We start from the raw sequence: 19,785 nt of genomic DNA, 5'->3' as shown, positions 1-19,785 counted from the left end.
TCGTCATCACAGGGGTGCCCACCCCGGAGGAGGAACCGTGCTGCTCGGCCACGCGCGCAGGGGACGCAGGGGCCGCACGGCAGCCCTGCTGTCGCTCCTGCTCGGCACCGTCCTCGTCGGAGCTGCGTGCGGCGGCTCCGGCGGCGGCTCCGGCAACGGCACCGGCGAAGGCCCGATCAAGGTCGGTGCCGTGTTCGCGCTCAGCGGGGTGTACGGCGCGATCGGGAACGAGACGCTCGACGGTGTCCGGTTCCGGGTCGACCAGGTCAACGCCGGCGGTGGCATCGGCGGTCGAAGGGTCGAGCTGGAGGTCAAGGACTACCGGTCCGACCAGAGCCTGATCGTCGGTCTCGCGAACGAGCTGCTCCAGAGCGGGGTGGTGGCGATCGTGGGGCCCGAGACCAGCACGTCCGCCGTGGTGCTGGACCCGACCGTCGCGTCGGCCAAGGTTCCGATGATCTCCGGGGCAGGGCTCGATCCCAAGGGTGAGTACAGCTTCAGCGTCCAGCCCCTCACCGGCTACTTCAGCCTCGCCGCGCAGTTCGCGAAGAGCCGAGGTGACTCCGCGCTCTGCGACCTGGGGGTCAGCGGGGCGTCGTTCGAGTCCCTGCAGAAGGTGCTCGAGCCCGCCGCGGCGGCGGTGGGGCTGCCGATGGGGACGCGTGTTCCGTTCGACGCGGCGGCGACCTCGCTCACGCCCCAGGTCACCCAGCTCAAGAGCGACGGATGCAGCGCGGTGTTCGCCGGCGGTACCGGTTCGTCCCTGTTGGTGGTGGCACGGGCGATGGTCGACCTCGGTATGACCGACGCGATCCTCATGACCCAGCCGACGAACGCGACGAGCGCGACCCTCGCGCAGCTCGGGCCCGCGGCACCGTTCACCAACTTCGGGCTGCCCAAGGTCGTCGTGGCGGACCTGATCCCGGCCGACGATCCGCACGCTGCCGCGATCAATCCGTTCGCCAGGGCGTGGAAGCAGGCCGGCAAGCCGGCGTTGACCACGAACAACGTGCTGGGCTACGCCGAGGCGGAGATCGTCGTCGCCGCCGCGACGGGCGGCGCGCCCACGCCCGACGGCATCTACCGGTACCTCACGTCGGGCAAGGACATCCCGACCCCCGTCCTCACCTACAACTTCGGGAGCACGCACAACGGCACGCTGCCGGACCGGGGTGACGGCTGGTTCGTGTTCGCGCGCTGGAACCCGGCGACCTCGACCTTCGAACTCACCTACGACGGCACCGGCAGCTGAGCGGGGGCAACCGGTGCGAGAACTCCAGTCGCTGGTCAACGGTATCGGGCTGGGCGCCCTCTACGCCCTCGTCGGGCTCGCGGCCGCCTTCGTCCTGCGGGTTACGAAGATCATGAACTTCGCGGTCGGCGGGATCGTCGTCGTGGCGGGGCTGCTCGCCGCATCCGTGACGGATCTGCCGGCGGGACTGCGCCTGCTGCTGCTCCTGCTCGTCGGCGCGCCGGCGGGGGTGGCCGCCCACCTCGTGTCGACGCGGTGGCTGGCTGGTCGTCCGCGCTCGGCCCAGGAACACGACCTCGGTGGCGTCCTGGTCACCGTCGCGCTCGCGACGGCATTGCAGGGACTCGGGTACCTGCTGTTCGGCTCGGACCTGCGCTACGCGACCCCGGTCGTCCCGGCGCACACGTTCGGACTCGGCGGCGGGGTCACCGTCACCACAGGGACGCTCGTGCTGGTCGCCGCGGTCGCGCTCGGCGCGTTCGCGAGCTGGATCGTCCTGGAACGGTCGGGCCTCGGACGGGCGCTGCGGGCTGTCTCGGACGACGTGGTCACCGCCCGCCTGTCCGGGGTACGGGTGTCGACGATCGCCCACCTCGCCTACGGGTTGCTCGGCGTGCTGTGCTTCTTCGTCGGCGACGTCTCCGCCCAGGTCGTCGGCGTCACCCCGGACAACGTCTTCCACATCATCGTCGGCGCGCTGTTCGGGCTGGTCATCGGCGGCGGCGACCGGATCATCGGGCCGATCGTGGGCGGGCTCGTCGTCGGCGTCACCGAGGCCGTGGTGAACGCGCGCGGGGGCCAGTTCGTCGCGAACCTCGTCCAGCTCGGGTTGGTGCTGGTCATCCTGCTGGTCGCGCCCCGGGGCCTGTTCCCGGACCGGACGAGCAGAGCCGTCGGATGAGCGGGCGCAGCACCGGCAAGACCGGCCACGAGCGTGTCTGGCGGCGGGCGATCCAGGTCCTCGTCCTCGCGTTGTACGGCTACGGGATCACAGCGGCCGGCTACGGCTTCCAGGCGACCCTGACGACGGTCACCTTCGTCGCCGCGCTCGCGGTCGCCTACTCGCTGGTCCTGGGCTACCTCGACGTCTTCGACTTCGCCCAGCACGCCGTGATCGGCATCGCCGCCTACGGCTTCGCGATCACCGCCGCGGGGTCCGGTTCGGTGTGGCTCGGGGTCCTGGTCGCGTGCGCCGGCGCGGTCGCCCTGCTCGTCGCGATCGCGGGACTGAGCGTGCGGCTCACGGGCTTCCAGCTCGGGCTGGTCACGATCTCGATGGGCACCGTGTTCCTCACCGCTCTGACCACATTCACCGACCTGACCGGGGGATCGTCCGGTATCTCGGGCTTCCCGGGCTGGTTCGACTTCTCGGCGTTGCAGACGCGGCCGGCGCTGCTCGTCGCCGTCGGGGTGCTCGTCGCCACGGGACTGCTGGTCCGGCTGGTGATGTCGGGCCGGCTCGGCAGGCTGGGGGTCGCGATCGGTGACGACGAGTTCCTCGCTCGGGTCGTCGGCACCAACGTTGTCGTCGTCCGGATCGCCGTGTCGGTGGTGTGCGGCCTGCTCACCGCGGCAGGCACGGTCATCTGGGTGCAGGAGCAGAAGGTCGTGGTGCCGACGACCTACGGCCTCCCGCTGCTCATCCAGATCTTCCTCGTCCTGATGGTCGGCGGTCGGCGCAGTGTGTGGGGACCGATCGCGGCCAGTGTCGTCGTGGTCGGGATCCCCGGCTGGATCGGCGGGCTCGACGGCAACCTGCTGACCATCGTGTTCGCCATGCTCGTGATCGTCGTCGTCGTCCGGCGTCCGACCGGGCTGTTCCCGGAGCCGTTGCGCGACCGGCGCCGGCGGGCGCTCGTCCACCGGCGGCGGAGCGCCGAGCGGCCCACGATCGTCGGCATCGCCACCGACGGCGTCGGCAAGACCTTCGGGTCGGTGGTCGCCCTCGACGACGTGTCCGTCACGTTCCCACCCGGCCAGATCACGGCCGTCATCGGTTCGAACGGGTCGGGCAAGACGACGCTGCTCAACTGCCTCAACGGGATCTGGCGGCCCGACTCCGGACGGGTCGGACTGCAGTGGTCCGACGGCGTGGACCGGTCGTTCGGCTGGGGCCGGGTGCACCGGCTCGCCCGCCACGGGCTCGGGCGCAGCTTCCAGGTGCCGCGGCTCGCCCCGGGCCTGAGCGTGCGCGACAACGTCGGACTCGCGGGTGACGGGTGGGGACGGCTGGCCCGCGATCGGTGCCTCGAGGAGACGCTGGAACGCTGGCACCTCACTCCGTGGCTCGACAGTCCGGTGTCGGTGCTGCCGCACGGGGTGCGGCGCTGGGTCGAGCTGGCCCGGCTCGACCTCGGCGGCTGCCGGGTGGTCCTGCTCGACGAGCCGGCGGCCGGGCTGACCGACGACGAGGTCGAGGTCCTGGTCGAGGCGCTGCGGCGGTGGCGGGCCGACGGGTGCGCGCTGGTGCTCGTCGAGCACAACCACGCGCTGGTCGAGCGCGTCGCCGATCACACGGTCGTGATGGTCGGTGGTCGGGTCGTCGGGACCGGCGACCTCGCGGAGATGCGCGCCCGCGGTGACCTGCGCGACGTCATCGGCTCCACCACGAGGAGCGGGACGTGAGGCGGCGAAAAGTGGCGACTGCCCGCGTCCGCGCGCTCGCCGTCGAGGGCGCGGACGTCGGGTACGGCCGGATGACGGTCCTGCGCCGGGTGAGCCTCGCGGTGGGCGCCGGCGAGTGCGTCGGCGTGCTCGGGCCGAACGGCGCAGGCAAGACGACCTTGCTGTCCTGCCTGGCCGGGGTGCTCGATGCGGGCCCGGGCACGGTCACGGGGTTCGACGAGGCGGCCGCGCCGGTCGACCTGACCCGTGTCGGCCCCGAGGTGCGGCGGATGGCCGGCATCTCCCTGGTTCCCGAGGGCAGGCGGATCTTTCCGCGGCTGACCGTCGAGGAGACGCTGAAGTTCGCCCACGAGGCGTTGCACGTCCCGCGCCCGCTGATCGACGCGGCGATCCATGACGTCTACGCACGGTTCCCGGGCCTCGCCGCGCGGCGCGGGGTGGCCGCGGGGATGCTCAGCGGCGGTGAGCAGCAGATGCTGTCCCTCGCGCGCGCGATGGCCGGCGGCCCGTCGGTGCTGCTCGTCGACGAGCCCTTCATGGGTCTGGCGCCCAAGATCGTGCACGAGCTGATCGACTACTTCCGCGCGCTGCGTGGCACCGGGGTGACCTTGGTCGTCGCCGACGAGAGCGCCGCCGCCGTCGCGCTGCTCGGCCCCGAGCGGACCGTCGACGTCCGCGACCTGCAAGCGGTGGCGGAGACGACGGTGGGGGGCGGCCGATGAGCACCGATCCGTGCGGGGCGACGGTCGAGGCCGCGCTCGCCGAGCTGCGCGCGCAGGTGAGTGCGGCGCCTCGGCACGGACCCGGCCGTCGCCCGTGCGTCCTCGTTGTCGACATGCAGCGCCATTTCGTCGACGACACCGACCGGGGCGCGGTCGCGGCGGTGGAGGCCACGGCGCGGCTGCTCGATCGGGCCCGGACGGCGGCGGTCCCCGTCTATCTGGCCCGGGTGGTCGTCGACGACCTCGCCGACGTGGACCCGGCATGGGCCGCCCGGTTCGACCTGCGCCCGTTGCTCCGTGGCGGGAGGGCCGCCGAGATCGACCCGCGGGTGGGTCCCGCCGCAGGCGACGTCGTCGTCGAGAAGCGGCACGCTTCGGCGTTCGCCGGCACCGAGCTGACGACCGTCCTCGGCGCCGCCGGGATCGACACCGTGCTCGTCTGTGGGCTGACGACGAGCGGCTGCGTGCGCGCCACGGCCGTCGACGGGGCCGCAGGCGGATTGCGGATGCAGGTCGTGCGCGAGTGCGTCGCGGACCCACGGCCGCTGTCGGGTCCTGTCGCGCTCGCCGATCTTGCCGACCGCTATGCCGACGTGATCGGTCTACGGGAGGCCCTCGACCAGCTGGATCGCGCCTGCACCGCGCACCGAGGTCCAGCCGGACAGAGTCCGACAACCCGAACGGAGTGATGGCGATGCCGGAATCAGAGTGCGATCACCGGACGACCCGGGCCGACGGCCGATGACGACAGCGGCGGTCCAGGAGGACGCGGTGTGGTGCATCGGTGTCGACGTCGGGGGGACCTTCACCGACGTCGTGCTCTCCGACGGTGCACGGGTCCGGCGGGCCAAGGCCCCGAGCACGCCGGGTGAGCTCGGGCGGGGAGTCCTCGACGCCTGCCGGCTCGTCGCCGAGCGGGCCGGGACGACGCTGGAGCAGCTGCTGCCCTCGGTCCAGCGGTTCGGCCTCGGGACGACCGCGGTCACCAACGTCATCGCATCCCGGACCGGGCGCCGGGTGGGGCTGCTCACCACCGCCGGATTCGAGGACCTCGTGCCTGTGGCCCGGGGGATCCGCACGTCCGACAACGGCTGGCTGGTGCCTCCGACCGCGCTCGTCGAGCCCGCCGACATCGTCGGCGTCCGCGAGCGCGTCGACCGCTCCGGGACCGTGCTGACCAAGCTGGAGGTGGCCGATGCCGTCGCGGCCGCCCGGCGGTTGGTCGCCGACCACGGGATCGAGGCGCTGGTCGTGTCGTTCCTGTGGGCGGCGGTGAACGACGGCCACGAGCGCGACGCCGTTGCAGCGATCCGCGAGGCGCTGCCGGAGTTGCCGGTCTCGTCCGCGGCCGCGCTGCTGCCCGTCGTCCGCGAGTACGACCGCACGCAGTTCGCGCTGCTCAACGCCTACACCTCGGGCGCGCTGGACGGCGTCGAGGAGCTCGCCCGCGAGCTGGCAGCCCGGGGGCTGCCCAACGACGTGCTGCTGGTCCACTCCGGTGGGGGCTCGCTCTCGGTCGCCGAGAGCCGCCGGGCCCCGGCGACGCTGGCCGAGTCGGGGCCGGCCGCCGGCGTCGTCGCGGCGTTGGCCGCCTGCGAGGCCGCGGGCGTCACCGATGCGGTGGTCGGCGACGTCGGCGGGACGTCCTACGACGTGTCCCTGATCGTCGGCGGCAACCCGAGCCGCCGGACCCGGGGCGAGCTGATGGGCGTCTGGACGGCATTGCCCATGCTCGACATCGACTCCGTCGGTGCCGGCGGTGGATCCCTCGCGTGGATCGACCCGCTCGGCATCCTGCGCGTCGGCCCGCGCTCGGCCGGTGCCCGTCCGGGCCCGGCCTGCTACCGCCGCGGCGGCACCGAGCCCACGGTGACCGACGCGCTGGTCGTCCTCGGCTACATCGACCCCGACCGCTTTCTCGGCGGCGAGATGACGCTCGACCGCGAGGCGGCCGTCGAGGTGTGCGGCCGGCTCGGTACGGCGATGGGCGTCGGGCCCGAGCAGGCGGCGTGGGGGATCTGGGAGGTCGCGACCGCCGGCATGGTCCGCGCGCTGCGCAGCCAGTTCGCCGAGCGCGGGCTGGACCCGCGCGCGTTCACGATGGTCAGCATGGGCGGGTGTGGCGGGCTGTTCGCCGCCGCGCTCGCCCGCGAGCTGCACATCGGGCGCGTCCTCGTGCCCGAGCTCGCCTCCGTCTTCTCCGCGTTCGGGGCGGCCGCCTCCGACATCCGTCGCGAGCGCAGCCGTGCGGCCGGCCTCGTCCTGCCGGCCGACCCCGAGGTGCTGCGGTCGATCGTCGACCGGCTGACCGCCGAGGTCACCGACGACCTGGCGGCCGACGGCGTGGCGCCGGGGAACGCGCAGGTCGGCGTCGAGGCCGAGCTGCGCTTCCACCGGCAGCGCTTCGAGCTCGCGATGGAATGGTCCGACGACGTGGGCGAGGACTCGCAAGCCGCGCTGCGCGACCGGTTCGTCGGGGAGTACTCGCGTCGATACGGGAAGGGAGCTCTGGTCTCCGGCGCGCCGGTCGAGGTCGCGAACGTCCGGGTGGTCGGCGTCGGCCGCACGGTGCGCGCCCGGCTCGTGCCGCACCCCGCCGAGGACGACCGCGATGCCATCCCGTCGGCGCGGCGGACGATCCACCGGGGCAACGGGCGCGAGCCGTGGGATGCCGGCGTGGTCCGGCACGAGGACCTGCGCCCCGGCAGCATCGTGACCGGCCCGGCGATCGTCGAGGCCGCCGACACGACGATCTGGGTGCCGGCCGGCGCCGCCGCCCGGATGGACGCCCACCGCACCCTGGACATCGAGGTCGACCGATGACGAACCCCGCCACGACGGAGCCCGTGCTGGACCCGGTCTCGCTGGAGGTCCTGCGCTCACGGCTGCAGGCCACCGCCGAGGACGGGGCGACGACGATCGAGCGCACCGCGATCAGTCCGGTCATCTCCGAGTCCCGGGACTACTCGTGCACCCTGCTCGAGGCCAACGGCGACCTGATCCTCGCCGGCGGCGCGCTGACCCACCACTTCGGGGTGTGCGGGCAGGCGGTCCGCGCCACCATCAAGGCCTACGGCGACTCGCTCGCGCCCGGTGACATGTTCTTCGCGAACGACCCCCACAACGGCGGCGGGCTGCACGCCCAGGACGTGCTGATCCAGCTGCCGGTGTTCGTCGACGACCGGCTGATCGCGTGGGTCGTCAACTCCGGCCACATGCTGGACATGGGCGGCATGGTCTTCGGCTCCTGGTCCCCGGACGCCGTGGACTGCTTCCAGGAGGCGCTGCGGCTGCCGCCGGTGCACCTGTTCCGCGGCGGCGAGGAGCAGTCCGCCGTGTGGAAGATCATCCTCAACAACGTCCGGGTTCCCGACATCGTGGAGATGGACATGCGCAGCCTGGTCGCGGGCTGCGAGGTGGCAAAGGACAAGCTCGTCGAGACCGCCCGCTCGATGGGTGTCGAGCGGTTCCTGAGCGGGCTGCACGGCCTGCGGTCGCTGGCCGAGCGTGAGATGCGGCGGCGCATCTCCGGGCTCACCGACGGCGTCTACCGCTACACCAGCTGGGTCGAGTGGCACGGCGAGCTCTTCGAGGTGCCGTGCGCGTTGACCGTCGCCGCCGACGAGCTCGTCTTCGACTTCACCGGGGCGCCGCCGCAGACCGACCACTACTTCAACTCGAAGCCGCACATCATCGAGGCCATCGTCGTGGGCGACTGCACCGACGTGCTGGCCTTCGACCTGCCGCTGGCCGAAGGCATGTTCGCCCCGATCACGGTGGTGTGCCCGCCGGGAACGGTGGTCAACTCGGCGCCGCCGGCGCCCGTGGCGTCGGCGCACATCGACGTCGCGATCAACGCGACCACGGCGGCCCAGCAGTGCGTCATGCTGGCGATCGCGGCGTCGGAGGCGAACGAGGCCTCGGGGCTGCTGTGCGGACCACTGGCGGTCTCGTCGATGGCGCTCAACACCTGGTCGTACGAGACGCAGGCCGGGACGCCCGACGGGTGGATGATGATGGACGGCTCGCTGGCCGGCAACTCGGCCGGGTTCGACCGCGACGGCACCGACTTCTGGACGTTCATGATCGCCCGCAAGCCCATCCTGGAGGCGATCGACGTGGAGATGCTCGAGTCGTGGTACCCGGTGCTGGTCGACTTCAAGAAGATGCGGTCAGGCCCCTACGGCGCCGGCCGCTACCGAGCCGGGGCGGGCTGCCACATGCGGTTCCGCGCGCACGGCGCCGCGCAGCTCACCGGCGCCCTGTTGGCGATCCGCGAGGACTTCCCGCTCTCCGGGACCGCAGGCGGGCTTCCCGGGGCGACCAGTGAGTTCGTCCTGCACCCCGCCGAGGGACCGTCGGTTCCGCTGGCGGGGAAGTCCACCGGCGTCGTACTCGGCCCTGACGACTCCCTCGAGTTCTGCCTGGGATCCGGTGGCGGACACGGTGACCCGCTCACCCGCGACCCCGCCGCGGTGGCCCGCGACGTCCAGCACGGTCGGCTGGGTCCGGCCGAGGCGGTGGACGTCTACGGCGTCGTGCTCGTCGACGGCCGTCCCGACGACGACGCCACCCGCGCGCGCCGCGCCGACGAACGGAGACAGCGGCTCGCGGCGGCCGTCCCGGCCCGCCGGCCGGTGCCGGCGGACACGCGGGGCACCGGCCCGACCGGCCGGATCTACCCGGGCGTCGATCAGCACGGCGAGCTGGCCGTCGCCTCCGCCAGCGGTGCCGTCCTCGCGGTCGCCCCGCAGCCCTGGACCGACGGCTGTCCGACCCTCGAACGCCCGCTGGCCCCGGGGCTGGTCGAGCGGTCCTATCTCGACCCGGTGACGGGCGACCTGCTGCTCGTCGAGGTGGCCCCTGAAGGCCATCCCTGCACGATCGAGAGCCGTCCGCGGCGCTGGATCGAGGCGTCCCCGACCCCCGGCTGACCCGGCTCACCGGGCGCGCCGGCTCCCGCGGACCGGGGGTCGGCGCGCCCGCGGCGTCGTCAGGCGGCGGCCGGTGCGCGGCGTTGCACCGCGGTCACGGCCAGATCCGCCACGAGCAGCAGAGCGGCGATCACGACGAAGACCCGCGAGAGGGCCGTCAGCCCCGCGACGTCGGCGGCCGACCCGAGCATTGCCCCGATCAGCCCGGTGGCGACGATCGAGCCGAGGTACCACGTCATCCGGAAGATCCCGGCCGCGGTCCCCGCCGACGCGCCCGGCGCCTGGGTGAACATCGCGGCCTGGTTGGCGACCCCGGTGAGCCCCACGGAGATCCCGAGGGCGCCCGCGACGGCGAGCAGCCCCCAGACGGGCGTGGACTCGTCGAGGGTCAGCAGCAGCGCGACCCCGGCGAGCATCGCCACGTGCGCGACGAGCAGGGGCAGCCGGTAGCTGAGCCGGCGTGACGCCCAGAGCGCGCACAGCGTCCCGATCAGACACATCGGCAGCATGATCAGCCCGGCCACCGGTGCGGTGAAGCCGCGTCCGTTCTGCAGCCACTGCGGCAGCGACACGAACATCCCGACGACGACGACCGCCGATGCCCCGTTGCGCAGGAAGGTCCAGCCGAGGGCGGGGTGCCGCGTGACGATCATGACGTCGACGACCGGATTCGTCGTGCGCCGCTCCCACCCGACGAACGCGGCCAGGAGCGCGACGCAGGCACCCAGCAGGAGCCAGCGCGGCCGGCCGAGCTGCAGGAGGAACACGAACAGCAGGCTCAGCGACCCACCCAGGAGCGCGAGCCCGGGAAGGTCGAACGCGGCGAGGCGGCGCCGCAGACCAGAGGCGGCCGGTGCCGGCCCGACGGCGTCGGACCGGGGGAGCCAACGCAGGGTCATCACCAGCGTGGTGATGACGATCGGCACGTTGACCAGCAACGTGATCCGCCAGCCGACGAGCCCGATCAGCGCGGCACCCAGCGGCGGGGCAACGGCCCCGATCACCTGCCCGGTGATCGCGAGCGCGCCCAGCGCCCGCGCCACGCCGTCGGAGGTGATCTGGGCGGCGTGACGGTGCAGCATCGCCAGAGCGCTCGGGTAGGCGACGGCGGTACCGACGCCCTGCAGCACGCGCGCGACGATCAGCACCGTCAGGCTGGGCGCCAGCGCACCGAGAACGCTCGAGGCCCCGACGACGACGAGCCCGACCGCAAACACCGTGCGCGGCGAGGCGCGGTCCGCCAGCCCGCCCGCGATCGGCTGCACGGTGACGGCGGCCAGGTAGAAGCCCGCGATCAGCCACGTCGCCGTCGACAGCCCGACGCCGAAGCTGCGCGAGATCGGGACGATCGCGATCGCCATCAGGGTGGCGTTGATGGGGTTGAGCGAGGTCCCCACGAGCATCGGCAGCAGGAACCGGGTGCCGAACCGGGCGGCGACCGGCCCGGGGACCGGGTCGTCCGCCCCCGGCCCGGCGGCCCCGTCGCTCGCCCGCTCACGTCTCATCGACGGCCGGTCTCCTCGGTCGTGGCCGCCGAGCGCGCCCGAGCCCGCTCAGCGGGTCAGCCCGTGTTCACCGACGTGCGGTGCGACCTCGTCGACGATGAACTCCAGCACCGGGGTGTCGGCCCCGTCGGTCCGCGCGAGGTCGAGTGCGAGCGAGAGGTCCTTCTTGTACATCGCGACGACGCCGTCCTTGCCGTTCCACGAGCTCTCCTCGTGCCCGCGGATGGCGGCCCAGCTGGTGCTGACCCAGCTCGAACCGACCTTGGAGTCCGCGACGATCTCGAGGATCCGCGACTCGGGGATGGCGGCCCGGGCGGCGATCCGCAGCGCCTCCCGGACGAGGGTGATGTTGCCGTCCAGGAGGAAGTTGCTGATGATCTTGGACGTGACGCCCGTGCCGAGCGGGCCGACGTGATGCACCGTCCGCGACATGGCCGCCAGCACAGGCCGAGCGCGCGCCACGTCGTCGTCGCCGCCGCCGACCAGGAAGGTGAGGGTGCCGGCGGTCGCGGCGGTGTCGCCACCGCCGCTCATCGCGGCGTCGATGACCCGGACGTCGTGCTCCGCGGCCGCAGCGGCGATCTCGCGGACGAGGTGCGGCGACACCGTGCTGTGCAGGACGACGACCGTCCCGGGGCGCGCGCCGGCCAGCACGCCGGGTTCGCCGTCGGCGCCGAGGACGGTGTCGCGGATCTGCGGTTCGCTGAAGACCGCCACGCAGACGACGTCGGCGTTCGCGGCGGCGTCGGCCGCGGTGTCGGCGGTCTTCGCGCCGGCCTCGGCGAGTGCCCGCATCGGCTCCGGCCGGACGTCCCGCACGGTGAGCTCGAACCCCTCCGCGACCAGGTTGCGGGCCATCCCCGCGCCCATGTTCCCGAGCCCGATGAATCCGACGTGCATCTTCCTGACCTCCTCGTGTGCCGCCCGCGCGGCCCGCCGTTCCGGGCACCGGTGACCCTGGCGCCCGATAAGGATTAAGATTATCCTGGTTGTGGGGTGGAGCGGAAGGCCGGATGCGGCCGTGGCAGGTAGGAGACTGACGGTGTCCGATCCCGACGAGATCACGGTCGACGTCCTGGTCGTCGGCGCGGGGCCGGGTGGCCTCGCCGCGGCAGAGACGGCAGCGTCGCGCGGGGTGTCCGTCCTGCTGGTCGACGCCGAGGGTGACATCGGCGGCAACGCGGCCTTCTCGACCGGCTACGCCGCGTTCGCCGGGACGTCCCTGCAGGTCGAGCAGGGCATCGCCGACAGCCCGGCGCAGCTGCTCGCCGACATGCGTGCCGAGTTCGACCGGCGCCGCGAGGAGTACCCGGAGGCCGTGTTCGACGAGGCCGTCGCGGCGCGGTTCGCGACGGAGAGCGCGGCGGCCTACGACTACCTGGTCGACCTGGGCTTCGCGTTCGACCGGATCGTGTCGCGACCGCGCCAGCACCGGATCGACCGGACGGTGGTGCTGTCCGACCCGGCGCAGTTCCGCGACGTCTTCGCACGCCGGCTCGACGAGCTGGGCGTGCGGATCCTGCCGCACCGCCGAGCCCGCGAACTGACGACCGACGCGTCGACGGTGACCGGGGCGCTGGTGGAAGGGCCCGGCGGAACGACGACCCGGGTACGCGCCGTCCGCGGGGTCGTCCTCGCCACCGGCGGCTACCAGGCGAGCGCCGAGCTCCGGGCGCGCTTCCGCCCGGACCTGGACCCCACGTCACCCCATCCCGGCCTGGACGGGAACCTCGGCGACGGCCAGCTGATGGCCGAGAAGATCGGCGCGCAGCTCGTCAACATGCGGATGGTCCCCGAGGTCGTCCTGGTCGCGTCGCGCCTGGTCGAGGACTGCATCGCCGTCACCGAGGACGGCGAGCGGTTCCACGACGAGGCCGGACCGGAGCACGAGCGTCTCGTCGCGCTGCGCAGGCTGCCGGGGGCGATCGCGTACTACCTGTGCGATTCCCGGACGGCGGCCGGCAAGGCGCAGCTGCTCGCCGACATGCCGGGCGCCCGCAAGCAGTTCGACACCCTCGCGGGCGTCGCCCGGGGGATCGGGGCGGAACCGGCCGTGCTCGCCGCGACGGTGGAGCGGTGGAACGCCGCCGTCGGCGCCGGTGCGGACCCGGAGTTCGGCCGGGTTGTGTTCCCGCGCGACGGTGTGGGGATCGTCGAGCCGCCGTTCACCGTCGCGCCGATGGTCGTCGGGACCAACATCAGCTCCGGGGGCGTCCGTGTCTCCCAGGACATGCAGGCCTTCGACGCCGCCGGGTCGCCGATCCCGAACCTGTTCGCCGTCGGCGACTGCACCGGCTCGATCAACGCGACGGTGGGCCTGGGCGGGCTCCACCTCGCGGCCGGTATCACGCTGGGCCGGGTGGCGGGCCGCGGCGCGGCCGGCGGCTGACACCGGGAACCGCGCGGCGCCGCGCGGTTCCCGGCGCCCGGATCGGGGCATCGGCTACAATCAGGGTCATGGTTCGAGCGTCGGTGTCGCCCGGCGGGACGTGGGGATGTGGCCGCCGGTGACCGACGTGTCCGCAGAGAGTAATCAGAACGACCGGCTCGGCCGGTCTCCCCGGCGCCGCGAAGAGGTCCGACGCAGCCGGAAGGCGGCCGTCTCGGTCGCCCAGATGATCGTCGACGACGTCACGATCGGCCGACTGGCGCCGGGCACGATGCTCGCGAGCGAGCGCGAGATGATCGAGCGCTTCGGTGTCGCCCGGGGCACGCTGCGCGAGGCGCTGCGGTTCCTGGAGATGAACGGCGTGATCACCGTGAAGGCCGGTCCGGCCGGGGGTGCCGTCACCGCGGAGCCCGACGCCCGTGACTTCGCGGGTGTGCTCGGCCTCTTCCTGCAGCGGCGCGAGATGCCCTTCCGGACGCTCGTCCAGGCCCGCGAGGTCCTCGAACCCGAGCTGGCGGGCCTCGCCGCGAGCAACGGCTCCGACGAGACCATCGCGACGATCGTCGACTCGGTCGACGGCATGGAGGCCTTCCTGGACGACGAGGAGAACTTCCTCGCCGAGAACCACCGGTTCCACTACGCGGTCGCCGCGGCGGCCGGCAACCGCCTGCTGGAGCAGCTGATCTCGGCCCTCCACATCATCACCGAGGGCCAGATCCGCGGGATCGCCTACCGCACCGACCACCGCCGCGAGGTGACGCGGGCGCACCGCAACGTCGCCGACGCGATCGCGGCCCGCGACGCGGAGGGCTCGCGCTGGGCCATGCGCCAGCACGTCCGCGACCTTCGGCGGTACCTGGAGTCGGACTACCCGGCGGTCCTGGACCGGCCGCTGCGCTGGCGCGACATCACCGCCTGAGCAGAGTCCCCCGTCCGGGTCCGGCGCGCGCGTGTCGCCGCGCTGGGAGGGCGGCGGCCCGCGCCGCCACCGGCCCGTCCCCGGGGCCTCGAGCCCGGCCTGCACCGCCCGGTCCGCGGCGCTGCGTGCGCGCACGCTCCCTGCCGGTGCCGCCCGGCTGCGGTCGAGGGTTGACCCGGCTCCTATTGGAAGTATCATTATCCTTGTTAGCCGCCGCTGCCGCTGGTGACGGGTTTCCGGGCGGCATCCCAATCCTTCGCGGGAGGTTCGATGTCCCATTCGATCGAGGTTGCGCGGCAGGTTCCGTGGCGAATCTCCTCGGACACCCACGTCGTCGAGCCGCCGGACCTGTTCACGAGCAGGATGAGCGCCGCGTTCCGAGAGTTCGCGCCGCGGCTGGAGTTCGTCGACGGCGTCGAGATGTGGATCGCCGATGAGAAGCCCGGGTTGCCGGCCTTCGTGGCGTCCCGTGCCGGCGACCGGTTCGAACCGGTCGAGACCCGTCCGCGCCGCGCGATGCCATCCACCTACAGCGGCGCCACGTTCGCCGACGACGTGCGCCCCGGCGGCTACGAGCCCGACGTCTGGATCAAGGACAACGTGTCCGACGGGGTGTACGGCGGCGTCGTGTTCGCGAGCCTGACGATGATCTTCTACCGGATGGTTCCGCGGAGTGACGTGCTCACGGAGATCCTGCGCGCCTACAACGACTGGATCCTCGACTTCGCCTCCCACGACCTCGACCGGATCAAGCCCGTCACGATGCTCTGCCTCGACGACATCGACCTCGCGATCGCGGAGATGACGCGGACGCGCGAGCGGGGAGCGGTCGGCGCGATCATCCCGGTCCGCGACCTCGTGTCCTACGACGACGTGCGCTACGAGCGGTTCTGGTCCGCGGCCGAGGACCTCGAGATGCCGCTGAACATGCACGTCGCGACCGAGCGGACCGACAAGCCGTTCCACTTCACCCACGGCGGCAGGCAGCCGCACATCCAGGGTCAGTACACGCCGCCGGAGATGCTCAACACCCCCGACCTCATGGTGCGGACCTCGCTGGCCGAGATGACGATGTCCGGGGTCTTCGCGCGGCACCCGAAGCTGCGGGTGGTGTCGGTCGAGCACGAGGGCTCGTGGCTGCCGTACTTCATGGAGCGGATGGACTGGCACTACCAGTACAACCTGCGGACCACCGACAACGGATACCGCTACCCCGACGACTCGCTGCCCAGCGACTTCGTCCGGCGCAACGTGATGATCTCGTTCACCGAGGACACACCGTTGCCGAAGGTGCGCGACATCATCGGCGTCGACCGCCTCATGTGGGGGAGCGACTACCCGCATGCGGAGAGCACCTTCCCGCGTAGCGACGAGCTGCTCGCGGCCGCGCTGGCCGAGGTGCCCGAAGCCGAGCAGGCCCTGATGGTCCGGGACAACTGTGCGCGGCTGTTCGGGTTCGACACCGCGGTGCTGGAGCAGAAGGCCGCGCAGGGCTGAGGTTTGGTCCGCTATGTCCTCGGACGGTTCCTGCGCGGGTCCGTCGTGGTGGTCGTCGCGACCTTCCTGGCCACGATGCTCCTGCGACTGGTACCCGGTTCGGTCGCCTACGCCATCCTGGGGGACACCGCGACCCCGCAGGCGGTCACCGAGTTCGAGACCCGGCTCGGGCTCGATCGGCCGCTGTTCGCCCAGTACGCCCAGTGGGGCCTCGGCCTGCTGCGCGGCGACCTCGGGGATTCGCTCCTCAGCGGTCAGCCGATCCTGGGAACGCTGTTGTCGCGGCTTCCGGTGACCCTCGAGCTGACGCTGCTCGCGCTGCTTCTGGCGCTGGCGCTGGCCGTTCCCGTCGCCATGGTGGCCGCGGCGCACCCGGGAGGCGTCGTCGACCGGGTGTCGTCGGCGGCCTCGTCGGCGGCGCTGTCCGTCCCGGCGTTCGTCGCCGGCCCGGTGCTCGTCTACCTCTTCGCGGTCAAGGCCGGGCTGTTCCCGGCGACCGGCTGGGTTCCGGTGGACCGCGACCTCGGGCGCAACCTGCGGTCCGCGCTGCTGCCGGCGATCGCGATCGCCCTGCCCGAGGCGGCGGCGTTCCAGCGGCTGCTGCGGTCGGACCTGGCCGGCACGCTGCGCGAGGACTACATCGAGGCCGCCCGCAGCAAGGGTCTCGGGCGGGGCTACGTGCTGTGGCGGCACGCGTTGCGGCCGTCGGCGTTCTCCCTGATGACCCTCGCGGGCATCAGCCTCGGGCGGCTGCTCGGCGGCGCGATCGTCGTCGAGACGCTGTTCGCCCTGCCTGGCATCGGGCAGCTCATGGTCCAGTCGATCACCGCCCGCGACATCGCGACGGTGCAGGGGGTCGTCGCGTTCGTGGTCATCGCCTACGTCCTGATCAACACCACGGTCGACGTCACCTACGGACTCGTGGACCCGCGTGTGCGCCGGGTTTCCGTCCGATGAGCGCGGGGTCGCTGAGTGGCGGCGAGCTGCTCGGGGTGTCGGACCGGCCGGCCGCGGCGCGTCGCCGGCGCCGGCGGCGACCGGTGCTGACCTGGCTCGCCGTCGGCTGGCTGGGGCTGGCGGTGCTGTGCGCCGTGACGGCCCAGTGGCTGCCGCTCCCGGCCTACGGAGTGGTGATCGGCCGGCCGGGGTTGGCGCCGCAGCTGTCCTGGGATCTCCTCCTGGGGACCGACGTCCTGGGGCGCAGCGTGTTCTCCCGGCTCGTCTACGGCGCCCAGGTGTCGCTGATCGTCGGCGCGGTGTCGAGCCTGGTGGCCTTCGCCCTCGGCACCGTTCTGGGCCTGCTGGCCGGGTACCTGCGCGGCTGGTTCGACACGGCGACGTCGTACCTGTCCGACGCGATGCTCGCCTTCCCGCCGCTGGTCCTCCTGCTCGCGGTGTCGTCGATCCTGCGGCCCAGCCTTCCGACGATCCTGTTCGCCCTGACGGTCATCGTCGTCCCGACGTTCGTGCGGCTCGCCCGCGCGAACACGCTGCGTTGGGCGAGCCGTGAGTTCGTTCGCGCCGCGGTGAACATGGGGGCCGGCCGCGGCCGGATCATGGTCCGGGAGATCCTGCCGAACCTGCTGCCGTCGCTCGCGGCCTACCTGCCGGTCGTCACCGCGATGCTGATCGTGGCGGAGGGCTCGCTGAGCTTCCTCGGCTACGGCATCCCGTCACCGATACCGTCCTGGGGCGGGATGATCGACGCCGGCAAGGACCAGATCGCGACCCGCCCGCTGCTGGTGTTCGTCCCGGCCGCCGCGATCTTCGCCACCGTCTTCGCCCTCAACATCGTGGGCGACCGGCTGCAGTCCCGGTTCGCCGAGCCCCGGCGCTGACCCGGGCACCGTCGTCCCGTCCGAACCCGCTCCGACCCGGAGGTGCGCCAGAGTGACGAAGACGTCCGCACGGCCGTCGGCTCCCCTCACGACGGCGGCTCACGCCGCCGACCCCCCACGGCCTCTCCTCGAGGTTCGCGACCTGCGGACCTGGCTCGGCGCCGAGGACCCCGTCCGCGCCGTCGACGGCGTCTCGCTGCGGATGGCCCGCGGCGAGGCGCTGGGCCTCGTCGGCGAGTCGGGATCCGGCAAGTCGATCCTGGCCCGCAGCATCATGGGGCTGCTGCCGGAGTCCGCCGCCACATCCGGTCAGGTCCTGCTCGACGGGGTGGACGTGCTCGGATCTGCGCCGGCCCGGCGGGCGGCGCTCTGGGGCCGCACGGTGGCGATGGTCTTCCAGGACGCCGGCCGCGCGCTGAACCCGGTGGTTCGCATCGGCCGGCAGATGTGCGAGGGAATGACCCGCCACCTCGGGATCTCGAGCGCCGACGCCAGGCGACGCGCCGTCGAGCTGCTCGGCGAGGTGGGGGTGCCCGAGCCGGCGGCCAGGCTCTCGTCCTATCCACACGAGCTCTCGGGCGGGCAGCGTCAGCGCGTCATGATCGCCATGGCGCTGGCCGGGGAGCCGGACCTGCTGATCGCGGACGAGCCGACCACTGCCTTGGACGTCACCGTCCAGCGGCAGATCCTGGACCTGCTGGGACGGGTCCGGGCGGACCGGGACATGGGCCTCCTGCTCATCACCCACGATCTCGCCCTGGTCGCCGGGCGCACCGACCGGACGGCGGTGATGTACGCGGGGCGGCTGGTGGAGATCGGCCCGACGCCGGTCGTCTTCGCGGCGCCGCGGCACCGCTACGCGTCGGCACTGCTGGAGTCGACGCCGTCGTTGAGCACCGCGCGCGGGTCGACGCTGCGGGCGATCCCGGGTGGGTTGCCCGACCCCCGCCGGGCCACCGACGGCTGCCGTTTCGCGCCCCGCTGTGAGGCGGCTGCCCCCGAGTGCGTGGCCCGTCCCGTGCCGTTCGCGATGGCGGACCGGGCCGATCACCGCTTCGCCTGCCTGCGCCCGGTCGGTCCCGGGACGCGCGGCCGGGTGTGCCCGGAGGGAGACGGCCGTGGCCGGGATCGGTGACGCGCATCTGGTCGACCCGGCACCGCTGCTGGAGGTCCGCGACCTGACCGTCGAGTACCGCGTCCCCGGCGGGCGCGTCCAGGCGGTGAGCGAGCTCAGTTTCGACATCGGCCCGGGGGAGACGCTGGGCCTGGTCGGCGAGTCCGGCTGTGGCAAGTCGACGGCCGGGCGCGCTCTGCTGCGGCTCGAGGACGTCGCCTCCGGCACCGTGACCTTCGACGGCGACGCGCTGACCGCGACGCCGCGGGGGCGGCTGCGGGCGTTGCGGCGCAAGCTCCAGATGGTGTTCCAGGACCCGGTGTCGTCGCTGAACCCGCGCCGGCCGGTGGGCGAGATCGTGGTCGAGGGGCTGCGGGTCGCGGGCCGGTCCGGCGAGGAGTGCGCGCGCACCGCGGAGCGCGTCCTGCGCGAGGTCGGCCTCGACCCGGGGCGGTTCGCCGGGCTGCGGCCTCGCCAGCTCTCCGGGGGGCAGGCGCAACGGGTGGCGATCGCGCGGGCGCTCGCCGTCGAGCCGGCCCTCGTGGTCTGCGACGAACCGGTGTCGGCACTCGACGTCTCGGTGCAGGCCACGATCATCAACCTGATCGCGGAGCTCAAGGAGCGGCACGGCCTCACGCTGGTGTTCATCAGCCACGACCTCTCCGTCGTCCGGCTCGTGAGCGACCGCGTGCTGGTCATGTACCTCGGACGGATCTGCGAGGTGGGCGAGGTCGAGGCGGTCTTCGGGGCGCCGCGCCATCCCTACACGCGCGCGCTGCTCGACTCCGTCCCACGGGGGTCGGCCGACGGCGGGTTCGCCGGGCCGGCGTTGGCCGGCGACGTCCCCAGCCCGCTCGCCCCGCCCTCGGGGTGCCGGTTCCGGACCCGCTGTCCCGTCGCGGTGGACCTGTGCGCCGAGCAGGTGCCCGAGTCACGCCAGGTCGGTGACGGGCATTTCGTCGCCTGTCATCGGGCCTGACACCGCGGCGG

At 73.0% G+C, this 19,785-nt stretch carries 16 protein-coding genes; 14 read left to right on the top strand and 2 right to left on the bottom strand.

The genetic code is table 11. The annotated features are described in order from the left end of the window. The first annotated feature begins 37 nt into the window (after window positions 1–37). Genes AB7F12_RS01000 through AB7F12_RS00970 form a run of 7 tightly spaced genes read left to right on the top strand, consistent with a single transcriptional unit; the run spans window position 38 to window position 9,533 of the window. The gene (locus AB7F12_RS01000; RefSeq protein WP_428496818.1) at window positions 38–1,252 is read left to right on the top strand and encodes an ABC transporter substrate-binding protein; all 1,215 of its coding nucleotides are present in this window, start codon (window positions 38–40) and stop codon (window positions 1,250–1,252) included. 13 nt (window positions 1,253–1,265) lie between these two features. Next, the gene (locus tag AB7F12_RS00995) at window positions 1,266–2,153 is read left to right on the top strand and encodes a branched-chain amino acid ABC transporter permease (protein WP_428496819.1); all 888 of its coding nucleotides are present in this window, start codon (window positions 1,266–1,268) and stop codon (window positions 2,151–2,153) included. Further along, window positions 2,150–3,877: a branched-chain amino acid ABC transporter ATP-binding protein/permease gene (locus AB7F12_RS00990; protein ID WP_428496820.1), complete on the top strand. Its 1,728-nt coding sequence runs from the start codon at window positions 2,150–2,152 to the stop codon at window positions 3,875–3,877. Before AB7F12_RS00995 ends, AB7F12_RS00990 begins: the two co-directional genes overlap by 4 nt. Further along, window positions 3,874–4,599, top strand: coding sequence for an ABC transporter ATP-binding protein (locus AB7F12_RS00985; RefSeq protein WP_428496821.1), 726 nt, complete (start codon window positions 3,874–3,876; stop codon window positions 4,597–4,599). The genes AB7F12_RS00990 and AB7F12_RS00985 overlap by 4 nt, the downstream gene beginning before the upstream one ends. Beyond that, the gene (locus AB7F12_RS00980) at window positions 4,596–5,288 is read left to right on the top strand and encodes a cysteine hydrolase family protein (protein WP_428496822.1); all 693 of its coding nucleotides are present in this window, start codon (window positions 4,596–4,598) and stop codon (window positions 5,286–5,288) included. Before AB7F12_RS00985 ends, AB7F12_RS00980 begins: the two co-directional genes overlap by 4 nt. Window positions 5,289–5,340: 52 nt before the next feature. Continuing rightward, on the top strand, window positions 5,341–7,422 hold the full coding sequence (locus AB7F12_RS00975) for a hydantoinase/oxoprolinase family protein (RefSeq protein WP_428496823.1): 2,082 nt from the start codon (window positions 5,341–5,343) through the stop codon (window positions 7,420–7,422). Next, a complete protein-coding gene (locus tag AB7F12_RS00970) occupies window positions 7,419–9,533 on the top strand; it encodes a hydantoinase B/oxoprolinase family protein (protein WP_428496824.1) in 2,115 nt (704 codons plus the stop codon). Before AB7F12_RS00975 ends, AB7F12_RS00970 begins: the two co-directional genes overlap by 4 nt. A 59-nt stretch (window positions 9,534–9,592) precedes the next feature. Here the strand turns inward: AB7F12_RS00970 and AB7F12_RS00965 are convergent, their stop codons facing one another. Together AB7F12_RS00965 and AB7F12_RS00960 are read right to left on the bottom strand one after the other, a co-directional pair. Beyond that, the gene (locus AB7F12_RS00965; protein WP_428496825.1) at window positions 9,593–11,038 is read right to left on the bottom strand and encodes an MFS transporter; all 1,446 of its coding nucleotides are present in this window, start codon (window positions 11,036–11,038) and stop codon (window positions 9,593–9,595) included. Between the two features lie 48 nt (window positions 11,039–11,086). Next, window positions 11,087–12,103, bottom strand: coding sequence for an NAD(P)-dependent oxidoreductase (locus AB7F12_RS00960; protein ID WP_428496826.1), 1,017 nt, complete (start codon window positions 12,101–12,103; stop codon window positions 11,087–11,089). Between AB7F12_RS00960 and AB7F12_RS00955 the strand changes: the two genes are divergently transcribed. From AB7F12_RS00955 to AB7F12_RS00925, 7 genes are all read left to right on the top strand, one after another. Beyond that, the gene (locus AB7F12_RS00955) at window positions 12,081–13,427 is read left to right on the top strand and encodes an FAD-dependent oxidoreductase (RefSeq protein WP_428496827.1); all 1,347 of its coding nucleotides are present in this window, start codon (window positions 12,081–12,083) and stop codon (window positions 13,425–13,427) included. The two genes, AB7F12_RS00960 and AB7F12_RS00955, sit on opposite strands and share 23 nt — an antisense overlap. Before the next feature lie 118 nt (window positions 13,428–13,545). Then, the gene (locus tag AB7F12_RS00950; RefSeq protein WP_428496828.1) at window positions 13,546–14,346 is read left to right on the top strand and encodes a FadR/GntR family transcriptional regulator; all 801 of its coding nucleotides are present in this window, start codon (window positions 13,546–13,548) and stop codon (window positions 14,344–14,346) included. Window positions 14,347–14,616: 270 nt separating this feature from the next. Beyond that, window positions 14,617–15,843 carry an amidohydrolase family protein gene (locus tag AB7F12_RS00945; RefSeq protein WP_428496829.1) on the top strand — a complete coding sequence of 409 codons (1,227 nt, stop codon included), beginning with the start codon at window positions 14,617–14,619 and terminating at the stop codon, window positions 15,841–15,843. A 3-nt stretch (window positions 15,844–15,846) separates the two neighbouring features. Next, window positions 15,847–16,800, top strand: coding sequence for an ABC transporter permease (locus tag AB7F12_RS00940; protein ID WP_428496830.1), 954 nt, complete (start codon window positions 15,847–15,849; stop codon window positions 16,798–16,800). Beyond that, on the top strand, window positions 16,797–17,681 hold the full coding sequence (locus AB7F12_RS00935) for an ABC transporter permease (RefSeq protein WP_428496831.1): 885 nt from the start codon (window positions 16,797–16,799) through the stop codon (window positions 17,679–17,681). Before AB7F12_RS00940 ends, AB7F12_RS00935 begins: the two co-directional genes overlap by 4 nt. A gap of 52 nt (window positions 17,682–17,733) precedes the next feature. Continuing rightward, the gene (locus AB7F12_RS00930; RefSeq protein ID WP_428496832.1) at window positions 17,734–18,816 is read left to right on the top strand and encodes an ABC transporter ATP-binding protein; all 1,083 of its coding nucleotides are present in this window, start codon (window positions 17,734–17,736) and stop codon (window positions 18,814–18,816) included. Beyond that, a complete protein-coding gene (locus AB7F12_RS00925) occupies window positions 18,800–19,774 on the top strand; it encodes an ABC transporter ATP-binding protein (RefSeq protein WP_428496833.1) in 975 nt (324 codons plus the stop codon). The genes AB7F12_RS00930 and AB7F12_RS00925 overlap by 17 nt, the downstream gene beginning before the upstream one ends. The last annotated feature ends 11 nt before the right edge of the window (window positions 19,775–19,785 follow it).

Source organism: Pseudonocardia sp. (assembly GCF_050250275.1).
GTDB lineage: Bacteria > Actinomycetota > Actinomycetes > Mycobacteriales > Pseudonocardiaceae > Pseudonocardia.
Note: the sequence above shows the minus strand (reverse complement) of the source record. Positions and strands in the feature narration are given on the sequence as shown.

What these genes read in the sequence shown, in the direction of transcription:
- AB7F12_RS00990 (WP_428496820.1), top strand. Translation starts at nt 2,150, where the DNA reads ATGAGCGGGCGCAGCACCGGCAAGACCGGCCACGAGCGTGTCTGGCGG.
- AB7F12_RS00980 (WP_428496822.1), top strand. Translation starts at nt 4,596, where the DNA reads ATGAGCACCGATCCGTGCGGGGCGACGGTCGAGGCCGCGCTCGCCGAG.
- AB7F12_RS00975 (WP_428496823.1), top strand. Translation starts at nt 5,341, where the DNA reads ATGACGACAGCGGCGGTCCAGGAGGACGCGGTGTGGTGCATCGGTGTC.
- AB7F12_RS00970 (WP_428496824.1), top strand. Translation starts at nt 7,419, where the DNA reads ATGACGAACCCCGCCACGACGGAGCCCGTGCTGGACCCGGTCTCGCTG.
- AB7F12_RS00965 (WP_428496825.1), bottom strand. Translation starts at nt 11,038, where the DNA reads ATGAGACGTGAGCGGGCGAGCGACGGGGCCGCCGGGCCGGGGGCGGAC.
- AB7F12_RS00945 (WP_428496829.1), top strand. Translation starts at nt 14,617, where the DNA reads ATGTCCCATTCGATCGAGGTTGCGCGGCAGGTTCCGTGGCGAATCTCC.
- AB7F12_RS00935 (WP_428496831.1), top strand. Translation starts at nt 16,797, where the DNA reads ATGAGCGCGGGGTCGCTGAGTGGCGGCGAGCTGCTCGGGGTGTCGGAC.